Source organism: Microbacterium sp. (assembly GCF_036823965.1).
Classification (GTDB): domain Bacteria; phylum Actinomycetota; class Actinomycetes; order Actinomycetales; family Microbacteriaceae; genus Microbacterium.
Genome location: NZ_DAITBE010000001.1, coordinates 251386 through 270052, shown reverse-complemented (window position 1 = coordinate 270052; position 18667 = coordinate 251386). Strand labels below are relative to the sequence as shown.

Here is an 18667-nt window from a genome sequence, read left to right as displayed (position 1 = left end):
TGATCCCTAGGCTCACACTCACCGGCACACAGCACCTGCCGCACCGAGAGGAAATGTCCATGTCCCGACGCACTCGTCGTCTCGCGCTGATCTCAGCACTCGCGGCCACCGCCGTGATCCTGAGCGCCTGCTCCGGCACACCCGAACCCGCGGAGACCAGCACCGGCGAGCCCGACGCCGACGCCACGCTCACCGTCGGTCTCGTGCTCGAGCCGACGAACCTCGACATCCGCCACACCAGCGGTGCCGCGATCGAGCAGATCCTCATCGACAACATCTACGAGGGCCTCGTCACCCGCACGCAGGAGAACGAGATCGAGGGTCGCCTCGCCTCCGACTACGAGGTGTCCGCCGACGGCCTGACCTACACCTTCACACTGAACGACGGGATCGCGTTCCACGACGGCACGGCGCTGACCTCGGCGGACGTCGTCTCCTCCTATGAGACCGTCCGCACCGATGCGACCGTGCAGGGCAACGCGGAATTCGCCTCGGTCGCCTCGATCACCGCACCCGACGCGACCACCGTCGAGATCGTGCTGTCGAAGCCGGACCAGAACTTCCTGTTCTCGCTCACCGGCCCTGCGGGCCTCGTGTTCAAGACCGGCGACACGACCGACCTCAAGACCGCCGAGAACGGCACCGGTCCGTTCACTCTGACCCGCTGGAACAAGGGCAGCACGATCACGTTCGCCCGGAACGACGCGTACTGGGGCGAACCGACCGGCGTGGCAGCCGTGGAGTTCCAGTACATCCCGGACTTCACGGCCGGCGTGAATGCGGCACTGGCCGGCGACGTCCAGGTGCTCACCGCTGTCGACCCGAACCTCGCTCCGCAGCTCGAGGACTCCGGCGACTTCGCCCTGACGAAGGGTCGCACCACCGACAAGGCGACGCTGGCGTTCAACAACAAGAAGGCACCGCTCGACGACGTCCGCGTGCGTGAGGCCCTCCGGCTCGCGATCGATCATGACGCCCTCGTCGAGGCCGTCGGCGCCGGCACCCCGCTGTACGGTCCGATCCCCGAGCTCGACCCGGGATACGAGGATCTGTCCGACGTGGTCTCATACGATCCCGAGAAGGCCAAGGAGCTGCTCGCCGAGGCCGGTCAGGAAGACCTCGAGCTCAGCCTGACGATCCCCGCCTTCTACGGCACGACCGTCCCGAAGCTGCTGATCTCCGACTTCAACAAGGTGGGCGTGACGCTCGACGTCGATTCGGTGGAGTTCCCGACGTGGCTCGAGGATGTCTACACCAACCACGACTACGATCTGAGCTTCGTGCTGCACGTCGAGCCGCGCGACTTCAGCAACTTCGCGAACCCCGACTACTACTTCGGCTACGACAACGCCGAGGTGCAGGACCTGTACACGCAGGCCCAGGCCGAGGTCGACCCCGACAAGTCCGCCGAGCTGCTCGCCAAGGCAGCACGCATCGTCTCCGAGGACCATGCGGCCGACTGGCTGTACAACGGCGAGACCATCACCGCGGTGAGCCCGGTGGTGTCCGGCTTCCCGAAGGACTCGATCAACTCGCGCATCAACCTGGCGGGCGTCACCGTCGCGGCCGAGTAAGCGACGGCCTCGACCTCCGTGCTCCGTTATGCGCTCTCACGAGGAGCCCTGCTGATCGCAGGGCTCCTCGTGTCGAGCGTGGTGATCTTCCTGACGCTCCGGGTGTTCCCCGGTGATGTCGCGCAGTTGATCGCCGGCACGCAGGCGTCCCCGTCCGAGGTCGACGCGCTGCGGGAGTCCCTCGGGCTCAACCGTCCGCTCATCACCCAGTACACCGACTGGATCGGCGGCATCTTCCGCGGCGATCTCGGCACCTCGCTCCTGTCCGGCGCATCCGTCGGCGAGGAGCTCTTCCTCAAGGCGCAGGTCACCGTGCCGCTCGGCATCATGGCTCTGCTCATCGCGGTGCTGATCGCGGTGCCGTTCGGCATCCTGGCAGCCCTGCTGCGTGGACGCCGTGGCGGCACGGCGCTCAGTGTCGGCGCCCAGGCTCTCGCCGCGGTGCCGGTGGTGTGGGCCGGCATGATGCTGATCGTGGTGTTCTCGGTGTGGCTCGGCTGGCTCCCGCCACAGGGATTCCCGCGCACCGGCTGGTCGACACCGGGCAAGGCGATCGAGGCGCTGCTGCTGCCCGCACTCACGATCGGGATCGTCGAGGGTGCGATGCTCATGCGCTTCGTCCGCAGCGCCACGCTGCAGGCCGCAGGGCAGGACTTCGTCCGGACCGCCGCCGCGAAAGGACTCACCCGCACTCGGGCATTGATCCAGCACGGCATCCCCGCCGTCGGCCTCTCGATCATCACGGTCCTCGGGCTCCAGGTCGCCGGGATCATCGTCGGCTCGGTCGTGATCGAGCAGCTGTTCACGCTGCCGGGCATCGGACGGATGCTGGTGGCCGACGTCGGCACGCGAGATCTCATCAAGGTGCAGAGCGAACTGCTCGTGCTCACCGGCTTCGTGCTGGTGATCGGATTCCTCGTCGATCTGCTGCACCGCACGATCGACCCACGACAGCGGGAGTCCGCATGACCGCCCGTTGGCTCCCGCGTCTCTGGGCGACCGCGACCGGCCGCTTCGGCCTGATCCTGATCGCCCTGATCGCCCTGACCGCACTCGTGTCAGTGTTCTGGACACCGTTCGACCCGCAGTCGTCGGAGATCGGCGATCGTTGGCTGCCGCCGAGTTGGCCGCACCTGCTCGGCACCGACGACACCGGTCGCGACATTCTCAGCCTGATCATGGCCGGCGCGCGCACCACCGTGTTCGTGAGCGTCGGCGCCGGCATCGTCGCCACCGTCGTCGGCATCAGTCTCGCCGCGCTCGGCGCACTCACCTCGCGCTGGCTGCGCGAGACGGTCGCGGTGCTGGTCGACATCCTGATCGCGTTCCCGGTGCTGCTCATCGCGATGATGATCTCCTCGGTCTGGGGCGGATCGCTCTGGGTCGTGGTCTGGGCGGTCGGCATCGGTTTCGGCGTGAACATCGCTCGCGTGACCAGGCCGGAGCTGCGCCGCGTGCAGCAGAGCGACTTCGTCCTCGCCGCCAAGGCGTCCGGCCTCACGCCGGCGCAGAGCCTCGTGCGCCACCTGCTGCCCAACGTCGCGCCGGTGTTCATCGTGCAGCTGTCCTGGTCGATGGCGGTCGCCGTGCTGGCCGAAGCCGGCCTCTCGTACCTCGGCTTCGGCGCATCGGTGGTCGAGCCCAGCTGGGGCCTGCTGCTCGCCGATCTGCAGCGATACATCGGCGTGCATCCGCTGTCGGTCATCTGGCCCGGACTCACCATCACGATCACCGTGCTGGCACTGAATCTGCTCGGCGACGGCCTGCGCGAGGCGACCGACCCCACGCTGCGGCATCGAGCAGCAGAGATCCATACTCCGGCGGTGGTCGCATGACGCTCTCCGTGCATGACCTGGTCATCGAGATCGACGGACGCCGAGTCGTCGACGGCATCTCCTTCGAGGTCGCCGACGGCGCCCGCCTCGGGTTGATCGGCGAATCGGGCTCCGGCAAATCGCTCACGGCGCTCGCTGTGCTCGGGCTCCTCCCCGACGGCGCGACCGCGAGCGGCAGCATCCGCTGGAACGGCACCGAACTGATCGGCATGCCCGACCGCGAGCTCGCGAAGCTGCGCGGCGACGACCTCGGCATCGTGTTCCAGGAGCCGCGAACAGCGCTCAACCCGATCCGCACGGTCGGGCGCCAGATCGCCGAGTCCATCCGCATCCACGAGGGCATCGGCCGCCGCGAGGCGCGCACCAGGGCGATCGCGGAAGCAGCGCGCGTCCGCCTGCCCGATCCCGAATCCATCGTCGACCGCTACCCGCACCAGCTCTCCGGGGGGCAGCGGCAGCGCGTCGCGATCGCGATGGCGCTGGCCTGCCGACCGCGGCTGCTGATCGCCGACGAACCGACCACCGCACTCGACGTCACCATCCAGTCCGAGATCCTCGCGCTGCTCCTCTCGCTCGTCAAGACCGAGGGCATGTCGCTCGTCTTCATCACGCATGACCTCGCGGTGCTCGCGCAGGTGGCGACCGAGGGCGTCGTGCTCGAGCACGGACGCGTCGTCGAGTCGGCCACGGTGTCGACGCTGCTCACCGCGCCGTCCTCCCCCGTGACGCAGGGACTTCTGCGCGATGCGACGGCGACCCTGTGGCGGCCGGACGGAGGTACGCAATGAGCCTGATCGAGGCACGCGGACTGAGCCGCGACTTCTTCGTGCCGAAGCGGTCGACCTTCGAGCGTGCGCGAACGCAGACGGCCCTGCATCCGACCGACCTCGATGTGGTCGAGGGCTCATCCGTCGGGATCATCGGCGAGTCGGGCTCCGGGAAGTCCACACTGGTGCGGCTGCTGCTGGGCCTCGACCGGCCGACCGCCGGCACGGTCGCCATCGGGGGACGACCAGTGGATGCCGCGGCATCCGCTCGTTCACTGCATTGGCTGCGTCGCGAGACCGGTCTGGTGTTCCAGGACCCGTACGCCTCGCTCGATCCCCGGATGACCGCGGCGCAGATCATCGGCGAGCCGCTCTGGGCGCTCGGCATCGACGGAGACCACCGGGCTCGCGTCCGCGAGGTGCTCGTCCAGGTCGGGCTCGACGCCGAGATGGCGGATCGCTACCCCCACGAGTTCTCCGGCGGCCAGCGGCAGCGCATCGCGATCGCTCGCGCGATCGTGCACGGTCCGCGGATCCTCGTCGGCGACGAACCGCTGTCCGCGCTCGACGTCACCGTGCGGGCGCAGATCCTCGAGCTGCTGATCGAGCTGCGGCGGACGACCGACCTCACGCTGCTGATCGTGTCGCACGACATCGGCGTGGTGCAGAACCTCTGCGACACGGTCGTCGTGATGAAGGACGGCCACGTCGTCGAGCGAGGGGCGACGTCCGACGTGCTGCTGCACCCGCAGCACGACTACACCAAGGCGCTGCTCGCGGCGATCCCGGTGATCCCCTCCCGCGATCGGTGAGGAGACGCTGTCAGTGCGAGCGCGCTGACGGCAGCAGACGCCAGCGTCGCCCGGTGGGTCGCAGGGCGCGCTTCATGTACACCGTGCCGAGCTCTCGGCCGAACTTGACGCCGACACGGCCCATCCGGCCGGCCTCGACGAACCCGAGCTTTGCGTGCAGGCGGATCGATGCCTCGGCACCGTCGTCGCTGATCACCGCCACGATCTCGCGGATGCCGAGATGCTCACACGCATCGATGAGCTCCTGCAGGAGGGCCGCCCCCAGTCCCTTGCCGCCGGCGCCAGGACCGAGGTAGATCGAGTCCTCGACCGTGTAGCGGTACGCGTTCTTCCCCGCCCAGGGCTGGGCGATCGCGTAGCCGAGCAGCACACCGGACGGCGACACCGCAACGAGGAACGGCAGACCGAGCCTGGTCTGCAGCGCGAACTTGTCACGCCAGTACGGGATGCTGCTGCGCCGCTCGTCGAGGGTGACGGCGGAGTTGCTCACGAAGTGGTTGTAGATCTCCCGGATGTAGGGCAGATCCGCGGCGCGCGCCGGGCGGATCGAGTACGCGAACGTCTCCGGCTGCGCAGCTGGGCGCAGATGACGCGGCAGCACACGACGACGGTCCCCCGGTTCGAACTGCATGCGCTCAGCTTAGAGAGCCGAGGGCCTCGCCCTCCACCCGCCAGTCCACGGGATCGGCGCCCTGCTCCTCCAGCAGCGCGTTCGCGCGGGAGAACGGACGGGATCCGAAGAAGCCGCGGCGCGCGGACAGCGGGGAGGGATGTGCCGACGCGATGACCGGGGTCTCCCCCAGGAGCGGCTGCAGGTTCGCAGCATCCCTGCCCCACAGGATCGCGACGAGCGGCCGCTCGCGGGCGACCAGGGTGCGGATCGCGAGCTCGGTGACCTGCTCCCAGCCCCAGCCGCGGTGCGAGCCGGCGGAACCTGGCTGCACGGTGAGCACCCGGTTCAGCAGCAGCACCCCCTGGTCGCTCCACGCCGTGAGATCACCGTGCGGCGCCGGCGGGATGCCGAGGTCGCTCTCGCGCTCCTTGTAGATGTTCCCGAGGCTCCGCGGGAGCGGGCGCACGTGGCCGTCGACGGCGAAGGACAGTCCGATCGGATGCCCCGGCGTCGGGTACGGGTCCTGCCCGGTGATGAGCACCCGTACATCGGACAGCGGACGCCGGAACGCCCGCAGCACATGGTCGCCGGCCGGAAGGTAGCCACGACCGGCCTCCTGCTCGCCGCGCAGCCGATCACCGAGACCCGAGATGACGTCCTGCATCGGGGCGAGCGCCTCGGCCCACCCCGCATCGATCTCGCCCTCGGCCGCGAGCTCGGCCAGCGTTCGCGGCACCGTCACTCGTCCGAGCGCACGCGCAGCGGACCGCGCGCGAGCAGGTGCTGGGCGGACTGCGCCACCGGGCGCATCGTGATCAGGTCGAGGTTCACATGCCCGGGCGTGCCGAGCGCGTAGGCGATCACGTCTGCCACATCGTCGGCGACGAGCGGCGCCTCGACGCCCGCGTACACGGCCTCGGCCGCGACCGAATCGCCGCCGAGACGGTTCAGGGTGAACTCCTCGGTGTGCACCATGCCGGGCGCGACCTCGACCACGCGGATCGGCTCGCCGTTCAGCTCCTGACGGAGCACGCGCACCAGCATCCCCTCGGCAGCCTTCGCGGCGTTGTAGCCGCCGCCACCCGCGTAGGCGGTCTGGGCGGCCGTCGAGGTGACGAACACCGTGTCTGCGTGTCCGTCTGCGGATGCCGCCCGCCGCAGCAGCGGCAGCAGCCCTGCCACGAGGCGTTGGGCGGCCAACACGTTGGCGTCGAACATCCACTGCCAGTCGTCGGTCGAGGCGTCCTCGACGCGGTCGGTGCCACGGGCTCCACCCGCGACCTGCACGAGGGCGTGGACGGGACCGGATGCCTCGACCTCGAGGAGCATCGCCTGCACCGCGGCCGGATCCGTGAGGTCGCACGCGATCGCCGACGCACCGGTCTCGGCGACGAGGGACGCCAGCCGGTCCTCGCGTCGCGCGATGCCGACGACATCCCATCCCTGATTCCGGAGTGCGCGCACCGTCGCCGCGCCGATCCCCGAGCTCGCACCTGTCACCACTGCACGTCTGTTGGCCATGCCTCCACCGTACGATGTCGCGCGAGATTTCGACGGCTCCCACTGTTACGTCACATTTCCCGCTCATTGTTGACAGATGGGAATACTCCGTACTCTCGCTGAAACGGCATCCGCCATCAGACCTTCCGACTGTTCAAGGGGAACAACATGTCCGCACCCGAGACCTGGCGCTTCGAGACCAAGCAGATCCACTCGGGCGCAGCACCCGACCCGGTGACCAAGGCCCGCGCGACGCCGATCTACCAGACCACGTCGTACGTGTTCGACAGCGCAGACCATGCCGCGAACCTCTTCGCGCTCGCCGAGTTCGGCAACATCTACACCCGCATCCAGAACCCGACGCAGGACGTGCTCGAGCAGCGCCTCGCAGCGCTCGAAGGCGGCACCGGCGCGCTGGTGCTGGCGAGCGGCCAGGCGGCGTCGACGTTCGCGGTCCTCAACATCGCCGAGGCCGGCGACCACTTCGTCGCATCCAGCTCGATCTACGGCGGCACGTACAACCTCTTCAAGTACACGCTGGCGAAGCTCGGCATCGAGGTCACGTTCGTCGAGAACCAGGACGACCCCGAGGAATGGCGCCGCGCGGTCCGCCCGAACACCAAGCTCTTCTTCGCGGAGACCATCGGCAACCCGCAGATCAACATCCTCGACATCCGCACGGTCGCCGATGTCGCACACGAGAACGGTGTGCCGCTGATCGTCGACAACACGATCGCCACCCCGTACCTGATCCGTCCGTTCGAGTTCGGTGCCGACATCGTCGTGCACTCCGTCACCAAGTTCCTCGGCGGTCACGGCACCACCATCGGCGGCGCCATCATCGACGGCGGAACGTTCGAGTGGTCGAAGAACGTCGACAAGTTCCCCGGCCTCACAGTCCCCGATCCCTCGTACCACGGCGCCAGCTACACCGCCGCGGTCGGAGACCCGCTCGCCTACATCATCAAGGCACGCGTGCAGCTGCTCCGCGACCTCGGCTCGGCCATCGCGCCGCAGAGCGCCTGGAACCTCATCCAGGGCATCGAGACGCTGTCGCTGCGCATCGAGCGCCACGTGCAGAACGCGCAGGAGATCGCCGAGTGGCTCGACAGCCGCGACGACGTCGCGACGGTCAACTACTCCGGCCTGCCCTCCTCGCCCTGGTACGCCAAGGCGAACGAGTACGCCCCCAAGGGCGTCGGCGCCGTGCTGTCGTTCGAGCTGAAGGGCGGCGTCGAAGCCGGTCGCGAGTTCGTGAACAGCCTCTCGCTGTTCAGCCACCTCGCCAACATCGGCGACGTGCGCTCGCTCGTCATCCACCCCGCCTCGACCACGCACGCGCAGCTGACGCCGGAGCAGCAGCTCACCGCCGGTGTCACGCCCGGTCTCGTGCGCCTCTCCGTCGGCATCGAGAACGTCGAGGACCTCAAGGCAGACCTCGACCAGGCCCTCGCCGCGGCTCGCCGCGTCTCGGAGGCCGCTCGCGCCTGAGCGGCGGGTCAGATCACGGCAGTGCTCCGGGCTCCGGCTCGGAGCACTGCTGCGTCAGGCGGCATCCCACCAGCGCAGCACCCGGAGCGCCCGCAGCGTGATCCAACGGCTGGGCATGCCTTCGGCGTGGCTCACGTCGATCAGCTGCGGTCCCTCATGATGCAGATCGCGGACCCAACGACCATCGGCGGATCGCTTCGAACGAACGTGTTCGATGGCTCCGGTCAGTCGCTCATCACGACGGTCCGCCAGCCGGAAGTGCTCGAGCGCTCGGAGCACGTCGTAGTACCAGCGCACCGGAGACGACAGCATCAGGTACCGCGGATCCACGATGTCGCCGGTGCTGCGGCGGCGGAAGAGCTGCCGGGCGAGCAGATACTCCTCCCCCGCGAGGCGGGCGTCCCGCACGGCGGGTGACGTCCCGCCGGCCAGCTCCCATGCCAGGAGCCCCTCGACCACGCACATGGTCGAATGGAACGACGACACCGTCGCGCCGTACTCGCTCCAGCAGTTCCAGCCTCCGTCGGCGAGCCGGCCGCCGAGGATCGTGTCGACGATGCTGTCACCGCTCTCGCCGAAGTACGCAGCGACCGAGAGGGCGACGCCGTTGATGCACGGTTCGACCTCGCCCTCGAAGTACGGCTGGCCTGCGTGCTCCCATCGGACGCCGGTGCGCACCCGCGCCACGGCATCCTTCGCCTCCGGTGCCGCGGGATCGAGTCCGAGTTCCATCAGCTGCTGCAGCGAGAAGTGCGTCGCGGTCCAGGCGTCGAAGAACGGACGCTCGTCGTCCGCCCACCCGGGACGGTACGCCCCGCCGTCCCAGGCGCCGTCGGGGTCCTGCAGCGCCAGCAGCGCCGCGCCCCACCCTTCCCGCACGACGCGAGCCCGCTCGGTCGCCACCACGTCGGCCGGCGCCCCCAGCAGGTCGCGTTGCACCTGCCAGCGGATCGCGGGGTCGGAATCGAGAAGCCACTCGGTGACGTCCATGCCGGGAGCCTACGCCGCTCGGCGCGGGGTGTGCACGGTACTCCGTTCGGCAGTCCCCCAGCCTGCGCCGTCGAGAATGGAAGCTCACACCGAGGAGAGCACGATCGATACGCACCTGCAGCGGCAGCGCTCCCCGAGACGACCGAAGACACGGCACGCCCGGCGGCTCGCCCTCGCCGCCGTCATCCTGCTCCTCGCCGCGGTCTGCAGCTGGATCCCCGGCGTGATCGGTACCGCCGGCGCGGCCATCCTCCCCTGGCTCGGGCTCGGTCTGCTCGCGCTGCTGGTCGCCACCCTGCTCCTGGCCCGCCGCGTCCTCGTGCTGACGCTCGTCCCCGTGCTGGTCTGGCTGCTGGCGATGGCACCGACGCTGCCCGGCTTCCCCGCCGCCACGGCAGAGGGAGCGACCCCGATCACCGTGGCGAGTCAGAACGTGCGCGCGCAATCCGGCGGCGCCGCGGCATCCGCTGCCGAACTCGCCGGCGATGGTGCCGACGTGATCGCGCTCACCGAGCTCGACGGCGCGAGCCTCGCCGCTGCCCGCGATGCGCTCGCCGCCGAGTATCCGCACTCCTACGCCGTCGGCACGGTGGCGCTCTGGAGCAGATTCCCGATCAGCGATGCCGAGCCGCTGTTCCTCGGCCTCGGCTGGAAGCGCGCGCTGCGCGTCGAGGTGCAGACCCCGACCGCTCCGCTCGCCGTGTACGTCCTGCACGCCGCCTCGGTGCGTCCTGGTCACCAGCAGGACCGTGACACCATGCTGACCGGGCTTGCCGATGCGGTCGCGGCGGACACGGCTGATGCCCTGATCGCCGTCGGGGACTTCAACGCGACGTCGGCCGATCCCGCACTCGCCGCGATCCGCGCACAGGCCGACTGGGTCCGCCCGACCGACGGCACCCTCGGCTTCACGTGGCCGACGGCGTTCCCGCTGGCACGTATCGACCAGGTCTTCGTGCGCGGCCTCTCGGTGCTCACGTCGACCACGACCCGCGCCGGGAACAGCGATCATCTGGCTACGATGACGTCGATCACGCCCTGATTCACGGGTCGATCCGGCGGGAGCCACCGGCGTCCGCCGCGCGGGCGGTCGTAACGTTCACGTGGCCGGTCCCGGACCACGCGAGAATGGACAGATGGACTGGCAGACGACCTCGGAGGACACGGTGCCCTCCGCGCCCGTGACCGAGGCCGATGTGCGACTGCTCAGGGCTCGTCCACCGGCGACCGGCGCCTGGCGCGACGGCGACGCCGTCGGCGGCCGGCACTTCGCGGCGTTCGGGTCGTTCCCGACCGAGAGCGGCACCGTGCTGCCCGGCATCCGCGTCGCCTACGAGACCTGGGGCGAGTTGAACGCCACCGCCGACAACGCCGTGCTCGTGCTGCACGCGCTCACCGGCGACAGCCATGTGCGTGGCGAGGCCGGCGCCGGCCATCCCACCGCTGGATGGTGGGAGGACCTCGTCGGCCCGGGGGCGGCGATCGACACCGACCGCTGGTTCGTGATCGCGCCGAACATGCTCGGCGGCTGCCAGGGGTCGACCGGTCCCGCAAGCGTCGACCCGAACGGGTACGAGTGGGCCTCGCGCTTCCCGTATCTGACGATCCGCGACCAGGTCGAAGCGCAGGCGCGTCTCGCCGACGCCCTCGGCGTCCAGCGGTGGGCTGCCGTGATCGGCGGATCGATGGGCGGTATGCACGCGCTGGAATGGGCGACGACCCACCCGGACCGCGTCGAGCGGCTCGCGGTGCTGTCATCTCCCCCGGTGACCACAGCCGACCAGATCGCGCTGAACTCGGTGCAGCTCGAGACGATCCGGATGGACCCCCGCTTCCAGGGCGGTGAGTACTACGACCTCGCCGACGGTGACGGCCCGCATCGCGGCCTCGCACTCGCCCGCCGCATGGCGCTGCTGAACTACCGCAGCCCGATCGAGCTGAACCAGCGCTTCCAGCGCTCCTGGCAGTCGGACGTCTCACCTCTCGGCCACGGCGGGCGCTTCGCGGTGGAGTCGTACCTCGACTTCCACGGCAACAAGTTCACGCGCCGCTTCGACGCGAACAGCTACATCACGCTCGTCGAGGCCATGAACTCGCACGATGTCGGCCGTGACCGCGGTGGCGTCGAGGAGGCGCTGCAGACCGTGACGGCGACCACGCTCGTCCTGGGCATCGACAGCGACCGTCTGTTCCCGGTCGACGGGCAGCACCGCATCGCCAGGAGCATCCCGAACGCGCTGAACGGCAACGAGGCAGTGGTGCTCGCGAGCGACTTCGGCCACGACGGCTTCCTCATCGAGAGCGAAGCCGTCGGGCTGCACCTGCGCCGGCTGTTCGACAGCTGACTCAGGCAGGCAGGTAGCGCCAGGGCAGCGCGCCGGCATCGAGACGCCCCTGCGTCCAGGCGAACGAGCGACCGGTCTCACCATCCACCACGCGCGTCTGGTAGAGCTGCGCAGTGCCCCCATCTGCCAACGCCGACTCGGCATCCGCGAACGTCGCGAGCTGATGCAGCGTGATCCAGGTCGGCGGGAACAGCGTCCACTCGCCTGCACCATGTCGCTCGAGCGCCTCATCCGGCCTGATCCAGGCGAGCTCGGCCACCTCGTCCGGTGACGGCGCGGCTTCCTGGATCGGCGCCATCGCCAGGAAGAACCAGGTGCGGATGCGGGTCGGCGCCTCGACGGGCGGCTGCCACTGCGAGAGCGGCACGAGCTCATCGACGATCAGCCCGACCTCCTCGAGAGTCTCGCGGATGCCGGCGCGCCGCGCATCGTCGATCTCCGGGTCGCCGAGGCGCCGGTCAGATGCTTCGACCTTGCCGCCGGGGAAGACCCAGGCGCCTGCGAACGATCCTCGGTCGGGACGGCGGAGCAGCAGCACCTCGAAGCCGGGATCGGCGGGGCGCAGCAGCACGATCGTACCGGCGACCGGCAACGATTCCTCCGGGGTGCTCACCCCGTCACTCTACGACGCGATGAGCGCGGAGGCGGCCCGGCTGCGCGCCTCGACCCGGTAGGAGCACAGCGCGATCACGAGACCGGCGATCGCGAGCCCGACACCGATCCAGGCGGGCGACGTGAAGCCCCAGCCCGCTGCGATGACGGCGCCGCCGAGGAACGCGCCCAGGCTGTTGCCGATGTTGAGCGCCGAGTGGTTCATGGCTGCGGCGATCGACTGGTTGTCGCCGGCGACATCCATGAGGCGCGTCTGGATCGTCGGGCTGAGCACCGACGAGACGAAGCCGACCACGAGCACGAGCAGGCAGAGGCTCACGATCCAGAACGACAGCGCCGCGAGGAGGGCGTAGGCGGCGGCCGAGGCCGCGAGGCCCCAGAGCAGCGTGCGCTTCAGGTCGATGTCGGCGAGATGCCCGCCGACCAGGTTGCCGACCGTCATGCCGATGCCCATCAGCACGAGCACGATCGGCACGACCCACTCGGGAGAGCCGGCGACCTCGGTCACGAACGGAGCGATGTAGCTGTAGACGGCGAAGAAGCCGCCGAACCCGATCGAACCGACACCGAGCGTGAACCACACCTGGCGGATGCGGAAGACGCCGAGCTCCTGCTGCATGGTGCGCCCAGGGGTGCCCGCGTGATGCGGCACGAAGAGCGCGATGCACAGCGTCGCGAGCGCGAACACCAGCGCGACGACCGCGAATGCCGCCCGCCAGCCCCACTGCTGGCCGAGGAACGTGCCGAGCGGCACGCCGACGACGTTCGCGACCGTGAGGCCCGTGAGGATGAACGCCACGCCCTTGGCCCGATTGCCCGGTCCCATGACGTCGGCTGCGACGAGCGCGCCGATGCCGAAGTACGCGCCATGCGGGAGCCCTGCGAGGAAGCGCGAGACGCCGACGAGCTCGAACGTCGGCAGCACCACGGTGAGGGCATTGAACACCGTCAACGCGAGCGCCAGCACGAGCATCACGCGGTGCCGCGGATAGCGTGCGACGAAACCGGCGATCGTCGGTGCACCGATCACGACGCCGAGGGCGTACAGCGAGATCAGCCAGCCTGCCTGGCTCAGCGCGTCCTCCTGGCTGCTCGCCCAGAGGGACGGCAGCAGGTCGCCTGCGATGTTGGGCAGCAGGCCCATGACGACGAATTCGGTCATGCCGATGCCGAAGCTGCCGATGGCGAGAGAGAGGAGCGCCCTCTTCGCCGCACCCCTCGATTCAGTCGAGGGATTCACCGGATCAGCTTAGCGGTCTTCGAGGATCGGAGAACGCGCCGGGCGTCGCTCCCAGGACTCGGCGGAAATGCCGCGTCATGTGCGCCTGGTCATGGAATCCGGCGTCCACCGCTGCCGTCGCCGGACGAGCGCCGTCGACGAGGAGCCGTCTGGCGAGATCGACCCGCCGGCTCACGACGTACTGATGCGGGGCAAGGCCGTAGGTCTGCGAGAACACGCGTGCCAGGTGGCTGGGGTGCGCGCCCAGTTCTGCCGCGATCTCGGCGATCGTGAACGACTCGGTGTAGCGGTCGTCCAGGAGATCGCGCACCCGCCGAGCCATCGGCGCGTCGCGGAGCGCTTCCACCGGCCCGCCGAGGTGCGCGAGGATGCGTCGCTGGAGCGTCAGCGTCCAGTGCTCCGCCGCCATCAGATCGCCGGGTTCACGGAGCGCGGCGTGGATGCGCTTCGCCTCGACGAGCGCTTCGGCGTCCGCGAGCGTCGGGTGCGCAGCAGCCGCCCCCGACGCTCGGTCAGGGAGCCAGGTGCTGTCGAGATACAGCACCCGCTTGCGATAGGTCCTGCCGTCGACGGTGGATCTGCCGTCATGCGGGATGCCAGGCGGGAGCAGTGTGAGCGCCTGCGGCGTGGCGAAATGCCCTGACCTGTCCAGGTCGTAGGCAACAGCCCCCTCGTCGACGACCATGACGGTCCAGCCGTCGTGCGCGTGCATCGGATACGCGTGACCGAACGCCGCATGGTAGACCTCGCGGACCGCTGGCACGGCGGGATGCCAGGCGCGGATCCGTTCGGTCATGCAAGAAACGTACAAGACGTGGTGAGGTGCGGGGCGAGATCGTGGAGTCATGAGCACGACGCAGACAGCACTCGATCCGGCACCCGCACTTCGCTTCGACACGAAGGTCGTGGTCCTCCTGAACAGCGACCTGACGGCCTGGCAGGAGCTCAATGTCACCGCGTTCCTGATGTCGGGCATCGCCGTGAGCTCGCCGGGAGTGACCGGCGAGCCGTATCGCGACGGCGACGGCGCCGAGTACCTTCCGATGCTGCGGCAGCCCGTCCTCGTGATGACCGGAGATCTGGCGCTCCTGCGGACCGCGCGTGCGAAAGCCACCACGCGGGACGACATGGCGCTCGCGATCTACACGCGACAGCTCTTCGACACCGGCCACGACGATGCGAACCGGGCAGCGGTGGCCGCGGTGTCATCCGCCGACCTCGATCTGGTCGGCATCGCGCTCCGCGGGCCCCGCAACGCGGTCGACCGCATCGCGAAGGGCGCCCGTCTGCACGTGTGAACGCGCGGCGGCGGCCCGAACCGGCGGGCTACTCCCCCGACTCCTCGATCGCGGACTCGAGGCGCTCGAGCTTCGCGTCGAGCTCGCCGGAGTATCCGGGCCGGATGTCGGCCTTGAGCACGAGCGAGACGCGCGAGCCGAAGGGCATCACGGCCTCGGTGGCGCGCTTGACGACATCCATCACCGAATCCCAGTCAGGACCCTCGATCTCGGTGAACATGCTCGTGGTGCGGTGCGGCAGCCCCGATTCGCGCACGACGCGCACGGCGGCGGCGACCGCGTCATGCACGGAGGCGTCGGTGCGCTCGATCCCCTCGGCAGGGGTTCCGCTCGGTGCGACGGAGAAGGCGATCAGCATGGTTCACTCCCGGTGTTTCGTTGGACGGTCGGTCGGCACCCGCACGAGCGCGCGGATTCCGACGATGAGCAGGACGACGAGCAGCGCGTTGCGCAGCGTGAGCACGAGCACCGGCAGCAGTTCGGCTCGCAGCAGCGCGTCGTAGCTCAACGGATACACGAGGCAGGTGAGCGCGCAGAGCACGAGGACGAGCATGGCAGGCACCCTCGCCCGCGCGGCGTCGAGCACGAGCCAGAGGATGACGGGAGCGATCAGCCAGCTCTGGAACTGGGGCGAGCCGACCTTGTTGCTCACGATGAGGGCGACCACGAGCGCGAGGGCGAGCGGCGGGAACAGACGGTGGAAGGATGCTCCGCGAGCCGTCTTCGCGAGCCCGATCGCGGCGATCACGGCGACGAGCAGGATCATCAGCGGCGTCAGCAGCGCGGTGACGGCACCCACTCCCGCGGCCGTGATCTGGAAGGTGAGGATGTCGAAGCTGTACTCGATGCGCGCGGTGCCGGCGACGGCGAGCCACAGGAACGGCGTCGCGGCGACGGCCTCGATCTGCAACCCTCGTCCGGTCTGCTCGGTCAGGAAGCCGAACAGCTCGTGATCGGCTCCGAGCACGACCAGCACGACCACGACGACGGCGGTGACCGCTGCAGCGGCGAGCAGCATGCGGATGCGCGAGCGCAGCGCGATGATCGCTGCGACGACCAGCACGCCCGGCCAGATCTTGATCCAGGCGCCGATCGTGAGCAGCGCCGCCGCGAGCGCGGGGCGGGTCATCAGCCAGAGACCGCCGACGACGGCGATCGGCACCGTGATCGCATCGATGCGGTAGATCGCGATCGGGCCGAGCAGCAGCAGTGCGGCGATCCAGAACCATGCCGCCGTGGTGCGCGACCGTGCGGGAGCACGCCCCAGCAGCACGCGGAAGGCCAGCGCGTCGAGTGCGGTCACCAGCACGGCCCAGGCGATCAGGAACGCTCCGGAGGCGCCGAGCAGCGGGATCAACGGCATCGAGAGCAGCGTGGTCAGCAGCATCGGCACGAGCGCGAGCTGCGGGTACACCCAGGTCTCGGTGATGCCGACGATCGGACCGCCGCTGAGCGCCTGCGTCGCCCAGGGCTCATAGACGAGCACCACGTCGCCCATCGGCTGGCTCGGATAGATCCAGCCCACCAGGGCGGAGATCACGTGCACCCCGAGGAACGCGCACCAGAGCGCGGTGAGGCGCGTCGTCATCCGTCGCGTCATGCCAGGAGGTCCGCGATCGCCCGCGGGAGCGCGTGCGCGACATCGAGAGCGACGATCGGATGCCCCGGCGCCCCGTCGACCGCGCCGGCCGCCAGACGACCCGCGGAGCCGTGCAGCCAAGCGCCGGCGGCTGCGACCTCGGCCACTGCTGCGTGCGGGTTCGCGGCGAGCAGCGCGCCGAGGACACCGCCGAGCACATCGCCGGTGCCGGCTGTTGCGAGCCACGCCGTGCCGGCTGCGACCTCGATCACCTGCCCGCCTGCATCGGCGATCAGCGTGCGGGCGCCCTTCAGGAGCACGGTCGCGTCGAGCGCGGCCGCGACCTCGACAGCGGCCTCAGCCCGATGCTCGTCATCGGATGCCGGCAGCCGCAGCGCCGTGCGCAACGAGGCGAACTCCTTCGCGTGCGGAGTCAGGAGCACGGGAGCGTGGCTCCCGCCGGCCAGGTCCAGGGCACCGGCATCCACCACGACGCTCGCCGTTCCCGCGAGGATCTCGCGGAGCGCGGCGGTCTCGGCATCTGTTCGCGAGTCGGCGTCGGTGCCGGAGCCGATCACCCAGGCATCGACCCTTGAGCGTCCGGTGTCGGAGCCGACCACCGTCTCGGGGCGGCGCGCCAGCACGGCATCCCCGGCCCGCTCGCCGCCCACGTATCGAACGAATCCCGCACCGGCGCGCCAGGCCGCCTCGGTGCCGAGCACGGCAGCGCCGGGGTAGGTGTCCGAACCGGTACGCAGTGCGACGACGCCCCGAGAGTACTTGTCATCGCCCGACGTCGGCACCCGCAGCAGGCGAGCAGTATCGCCACGAGTCCACTCGCGCACCTCGATCATGACTCCACGTTAGCCCGACGACCCCCGGCCCACCCACCGCGGAGTAGCGTCTGAGGGTGAGCATTCTCTTCTCCCCGCTGACCATCCGATCCCTGACCCTCCGCAATCGTCTGTGGGTGTCGCCCATGTGCATGTACAGCGCCGAGGACGGCGTCGTGCAGGAGTGGCACCACACCCACCTGACGCAGTTCGCATCCGGTGGCGCCGGGCTCATCATCGCCGAGGCCACCGCGGTCGTCCCCGAGGGGCGCATCTCGCCGAGGGACGCCGGGATCTGGACCGACGAGCAGCGTGACGCCTGGGCGCCGATCGTCGAGGCGATCCACGACCGCGGGGCCGCCGCCGGCATCCAGCTCGCGCATGCCGGCCGCAAGGCGTCGACGTGGTGGCCCTGGGCGGACGCGCAGGGGTCGGTACCAGCGGATCAGGGCGGCTGGACGACGGTCGCGCCGTCTGCCAGCGCGTTCCAGGGATTCGCGGAGCCGGAGGCCCTGGAAGCCGCCGGCATCGACGCACTCGTCACGGCATTCGCGGATGCCGCGAACCGCGCGCTCGACGCCGGCTTCGACGTGCTCGAACTGCACAGCGCCCACGGCTACCTCCTGCACGAGTTCCTGTCTCCCCTGTCGAATCGACGCGACGACGAGTACGGCGGCTCGCTCGAGAACCGCGCCCGGCTGCTGCTGCGCGTGATCGATGCGGTCCGCGAGGCTGCGGGCGACACCGTGCCGCTGTTCGTGCGCATCTCGGCGACGGACCACGCAGAGGGCGGCTTCACGCCCGAGGAGGCAGCGCGGGTCGGCGAGTGGGCGACCGAGCACGGCGCCGACCTGATCGACGTGTCCAGCGGCGGACTCGTCGCACACCAGCAGATCAGCGTGTTCCCCGGCTACCAGGTGCCACTCGCCGAGAGCGTGCGGCAGGGCGGGCGCATCCCGGTCTCGGCCGTCGGGCTCATCACCGCTGCCGAGCAGGCGGAGCAGGTGCTCGCCGAGGGCGCTGCCGACGCGATCTTCGCCGGCCGGGAGTGGTTGCGCGACCCGCACTTCGCCCTGCGCGCAGCGCACGAGCTCGGCGTCGAGGTCGCCTGGCCCCCGCAGTACGAGCGGGCGCACTGGCGCTGAGCCCGACCCGGATCCGAGTCTCGCCGTGCACGA

20 protein-coding genes are annotated in these 18667 nt (G+C 69.8%); 10 read left to right on the top strand and 10 right to left on the bottom strand.

Annotation, left to right across the window (positions count from 1 at the left end):
* The first annotated feature begins 59 nt into the window (after positions 1 to 59).
* Genes V7Z82_RS01250 through V7Z82_RS01230 form a run of 5 tightly spaced genes read left to right on the top strand, consistent with a single transcriptional unit; the run spans position 60 to position 4988 of the window.
* Positions 60 to 1574: an ABC transporter substrate-binding protein gene (locus tag V7Z82_RS01250; protein WP_334147163.1), complete on the top strand. Its 1515-nt coding sequence runs from the start codon at positions 60 to 62 to the stop codon at positions 1572 to 1574.
* 18 nt (positions 1575 to 1592) lie between these two features.
* Positions 1593 to 2543 carry an ABC transporter permease gene (locus tag V7Z82_RS01245; RefSeq protein WP_334147161.1) on the top strand — a complete coding sequence of 317 codons (951 nt, stop codon included), beginning with the start codon at positions 1593 to 1595 and terminating at the stop codon, positions 2541 to 2543.
* On the top strand, positions 2540 to 3409 hold the full coding sequence (locus V7Z82_RS01240) for an ABC transporter permease (RefSeq protein WP_334147159.1): 870 nt from the start codon (positions 2540 to 2542) through the stop codon (positions 3407 to 3409). Before V7Z82_RS01245 ends, V7Z82_RS01240 begins: the two co-directional genes overlap by 4 nt.
* Positions 3406 to 4197 (top strand): ABC transporter ATP-binding protein, encoded by a 792-nt coding sequence (locus V7Z82_RS01235; RefSeq protein ID WP_334147157.1) that lies wholly within the window; start codon positions 3406 to 3408, stop codon positions 4195 to 4197. Before V7Z82_RS01240 ends, V7Z82_RS01235 begins: the two co-directional genes overlap by 4 nt.
* Positions 4194 to 4988, top strand: a complete 795-nt coding sequence (locus V7Z82_RS01230; protein ID WP_334147155.1) for an ABC transporter ATP-binding protein — start codon at positions 4194 to 4196, stop codon at positions 4986 to 4988. The genes V7Z82_RS01235 and V7Z82_RS01230 overlap by 4 nt, the downstream gene beginning before the upstream one ends.
* 10 nt (positions 4989 to 4998) lie before the next feature.
* Here the strand turns inward: V7Z82_RS01230 and V7Z82_RS01225 are convergent, their stop codons facing one another.
* Genes V7Z82_RS01225 through V7Z82_RS01215 form a run of 3 tightly spaced genes read right to left on the bottom strand, consistent with a single transcriptional unit; the run spans position 4999 to position 7122 of the window.
* A complete protein-coding gene (locus V7Z82_RS01225) occupies positions 4999 to 5619 on the bottom strand; it encodes a GNAT family N-acetyltransferase (protein ID WP_334147153.1) in 621 nt (206 codons plus the stop codon).
* Positions 5620 to 5623: 4 nt separating this feature from the next.
* Positions 5624 to 6337 (bottom strand): uracil-DNA glycosylase, encoded by a 714-nt coding sequence (locus V7Z82_RS01220; protein WP_334147151.1) that lies wholly within the window; start codon positions 6335 to 6337, stop codon positions 5624 to 5626.
* 2 nt (positions 6338 to 6339) lie between these two features.
* On the bottom strand, positions 6340 to 7122 hold the full coding sequence (locus V7Z82_RS01215; protein WP_334147149.1) for an SDR family oxidoreductase: 783 nt from the start codon (positions 7120 to 7122) through the stop codon (positions 6340 to 6342).
* Positions 7123 to 7269: 147 nt separating this feature from the next.
* Between V7Z82_RS01215 and V7Z82_RS01210 the strand changes: the two genes are divergently transcribed.
* Positions 7270 to 8592: a bifunctional o-acetylhomoserine/o-acetylserine sulfhydrylase gene (locus tag V7Z82_RS01210; RefSeq protein WP_334147147.1), complete on the top strand. Its 1323-nt coding sequence runs from the start codon at positions 7270 to 7272 to the stop codon at positions 8590 to 8592.
* A 54-nt stretch (positions 8593 to 8646) separates the two neighbouring features.
* Here the strand turns inward: V7Z82_RS01210 and V7Z82_RS01205 are convergent, their stop codons facing one another.
* The gene (locus V7Z82_RS01205; protein ID WP_334147145.1) at positions 8647 to 9582 is read right to left on the bottom strand and encodes a hypothetical protein; all 936 of its coding nucleotides are present in this window, start codon (positions 9580 to 9582) and stop codon (positions 8647 to 8649) included.
* Between the two features lie 76 nt (positions 9583 to 9658).
* Between V7Z82_RS01205 and V7Z82_RS01200 the strand changes: the two genes are divergently transcribed.
* Positions 9659 to 10624, top strand: coding sequence for an endonuclease/exonuclease/phosphatase family protein (locus tag V7Z82_RS01200; protein ID WP_334147143.1), 966 nt, complete (start codon positions 9659 to 9661; stop codon positions 10622 to 10624).
* Between the two features lie 94 nt (positions 10625 to 10718).
* Positions 10719 to 11927: a homoserine O-acetyltransferase MetX gene (metX, locus tag V7Z82_RS01195; protein ID WP_334147141.1), complete on the top strand. Its 1209-nt coding sequence runs from the start codon at positions 10719 to 10721 to the stop codon at positions 11925 to 11927.
* A 1-nt stretch (position 11928) separates the two neighbouring features.
* Here metX and V7Z82_RS01190 read toward each other — a convergent pair whose 3' ends face one another.
* The 3 genes from V7Z82_RS01190 to V7Z82_RS01180 are packed head-to-tail and all read right to left on the bottom strand — an operon-like array spanning position 11929 to position 14575.
* Positions 11929 to 12540 (bottom strand): NUDIX hydrolase, encoded by a 612-nt coding sequence (locus V7Z82_RS01190; protein WP_334147139.1) that lies wholly within the window; start codon positions 12538 to 12540, stop codon positions 11929 to 11931.
* Between the two features lie 9 nt (positions 12541 to 12549).
* On the bottom strand, positions 12550 to 13779 hold the full coding sequence (locus tag V7Z82_RS01185) for an MFS transporter (protein ID WP_334147137.1): 1230 nt from the start codon (positions 13777 to 13779) through the stop codon (positions 12550 to 12552).
* Between the two features lie 4 nt (positions 13780 to 13783).
* Positions 13784 to 14575 carry a helix-turn-helix transcriptional regulator gene (locus V7Z82_RS01180; RefSeq protein ID WP_334147135.1) on the bottom strand — a complete coding sequence of 264 codons (792 nt, stop codon included), beginning with the start codon at positions 14573 to 14575 and terminating at the stop codon, positions 13784 to 13786.
* A 49-nt stretch (positions 14576 to 14624) separates the two neighbouring features.
* On the opposite strand from V7Z82_RS01180, the gene V7Z82_RS01175 reads away from it, so the two are divergent.
* Positions 14625 to 15077, top strand: coding sequence for a DUF2000 domain-containing protein (locus tag V7Z82_RS01175; protein WP_334147133.1), 453 nt, complete (start codon positions 14625 to 14627; stop codon positions 15075 to 15077).
* 28 nt (positions 15078 to 15105) lie between these two features.
* Here V7Z82_RS01175 and V7Z82_RS01170 read toward each other — a convergent pair whose 3' ends face one another.
* From V7Z82_RS01170 to V7Z82_RS01160, 3 genes are read right to left on the bottom strand one after another with little or no spacing between them, the layout of a single operon-like run.
* The gene (locus V7Z82_RS01170; protein WP_334147131.1) at positions 15106 to 15435 is read right to left on the bottom strand and encodes a thiamine-binding protein; all 330 of its coding nucleotides are present in this window, start codon (positions 15433 to 15435) and stop codon (positions 15106 to 15108) included.
* 3 nt (positions 15436 to 15438) lie between these two features.
* Positions 15439 to 16665, bottom strand: coding sequence for a hypothetical protein (locus V7Z82_RS01165; RefSeq protein WP_334147129.1), 1227 nt, complete (start codon positions 16663 to 16665; stop codon positions 15439 to 15441).
* Between the two features lie 8 nt (positions 16666 to 16673).
* Entirely contained in the window at positions 16674 to 17510 is an 837-nt protein-coding gene (locus V7Z82_RS01160; RefSeq protein ID WP_334147127.1) for an ADP-dependent NAD(P)H-hydrate dehydratase, read from the bottom strand.
* A gap of 56 nt (positions 17511 to 17566) precedes the next feature.
* Between V7Z82_RS01160 and V7Z82_RS01155 the strand changes: the two genes are divergently transcribed.
* Positions 17567 to 18634 carry an NADH:flavin oxidoreductase/NADH oxidase gene (locus V7Z82_RS01155; protein WP_334147125.1) on the top strand — a complete coding sequence of 356 codons (1068 nt, stop codon included), beginning with the start codon at positions 17567 to 17569 and terminating at the stop codon, positions 18632 to 18634.
* The last annotated feature ends 33 nt before the right edge of the window (positions 18635 to 18667 follow it).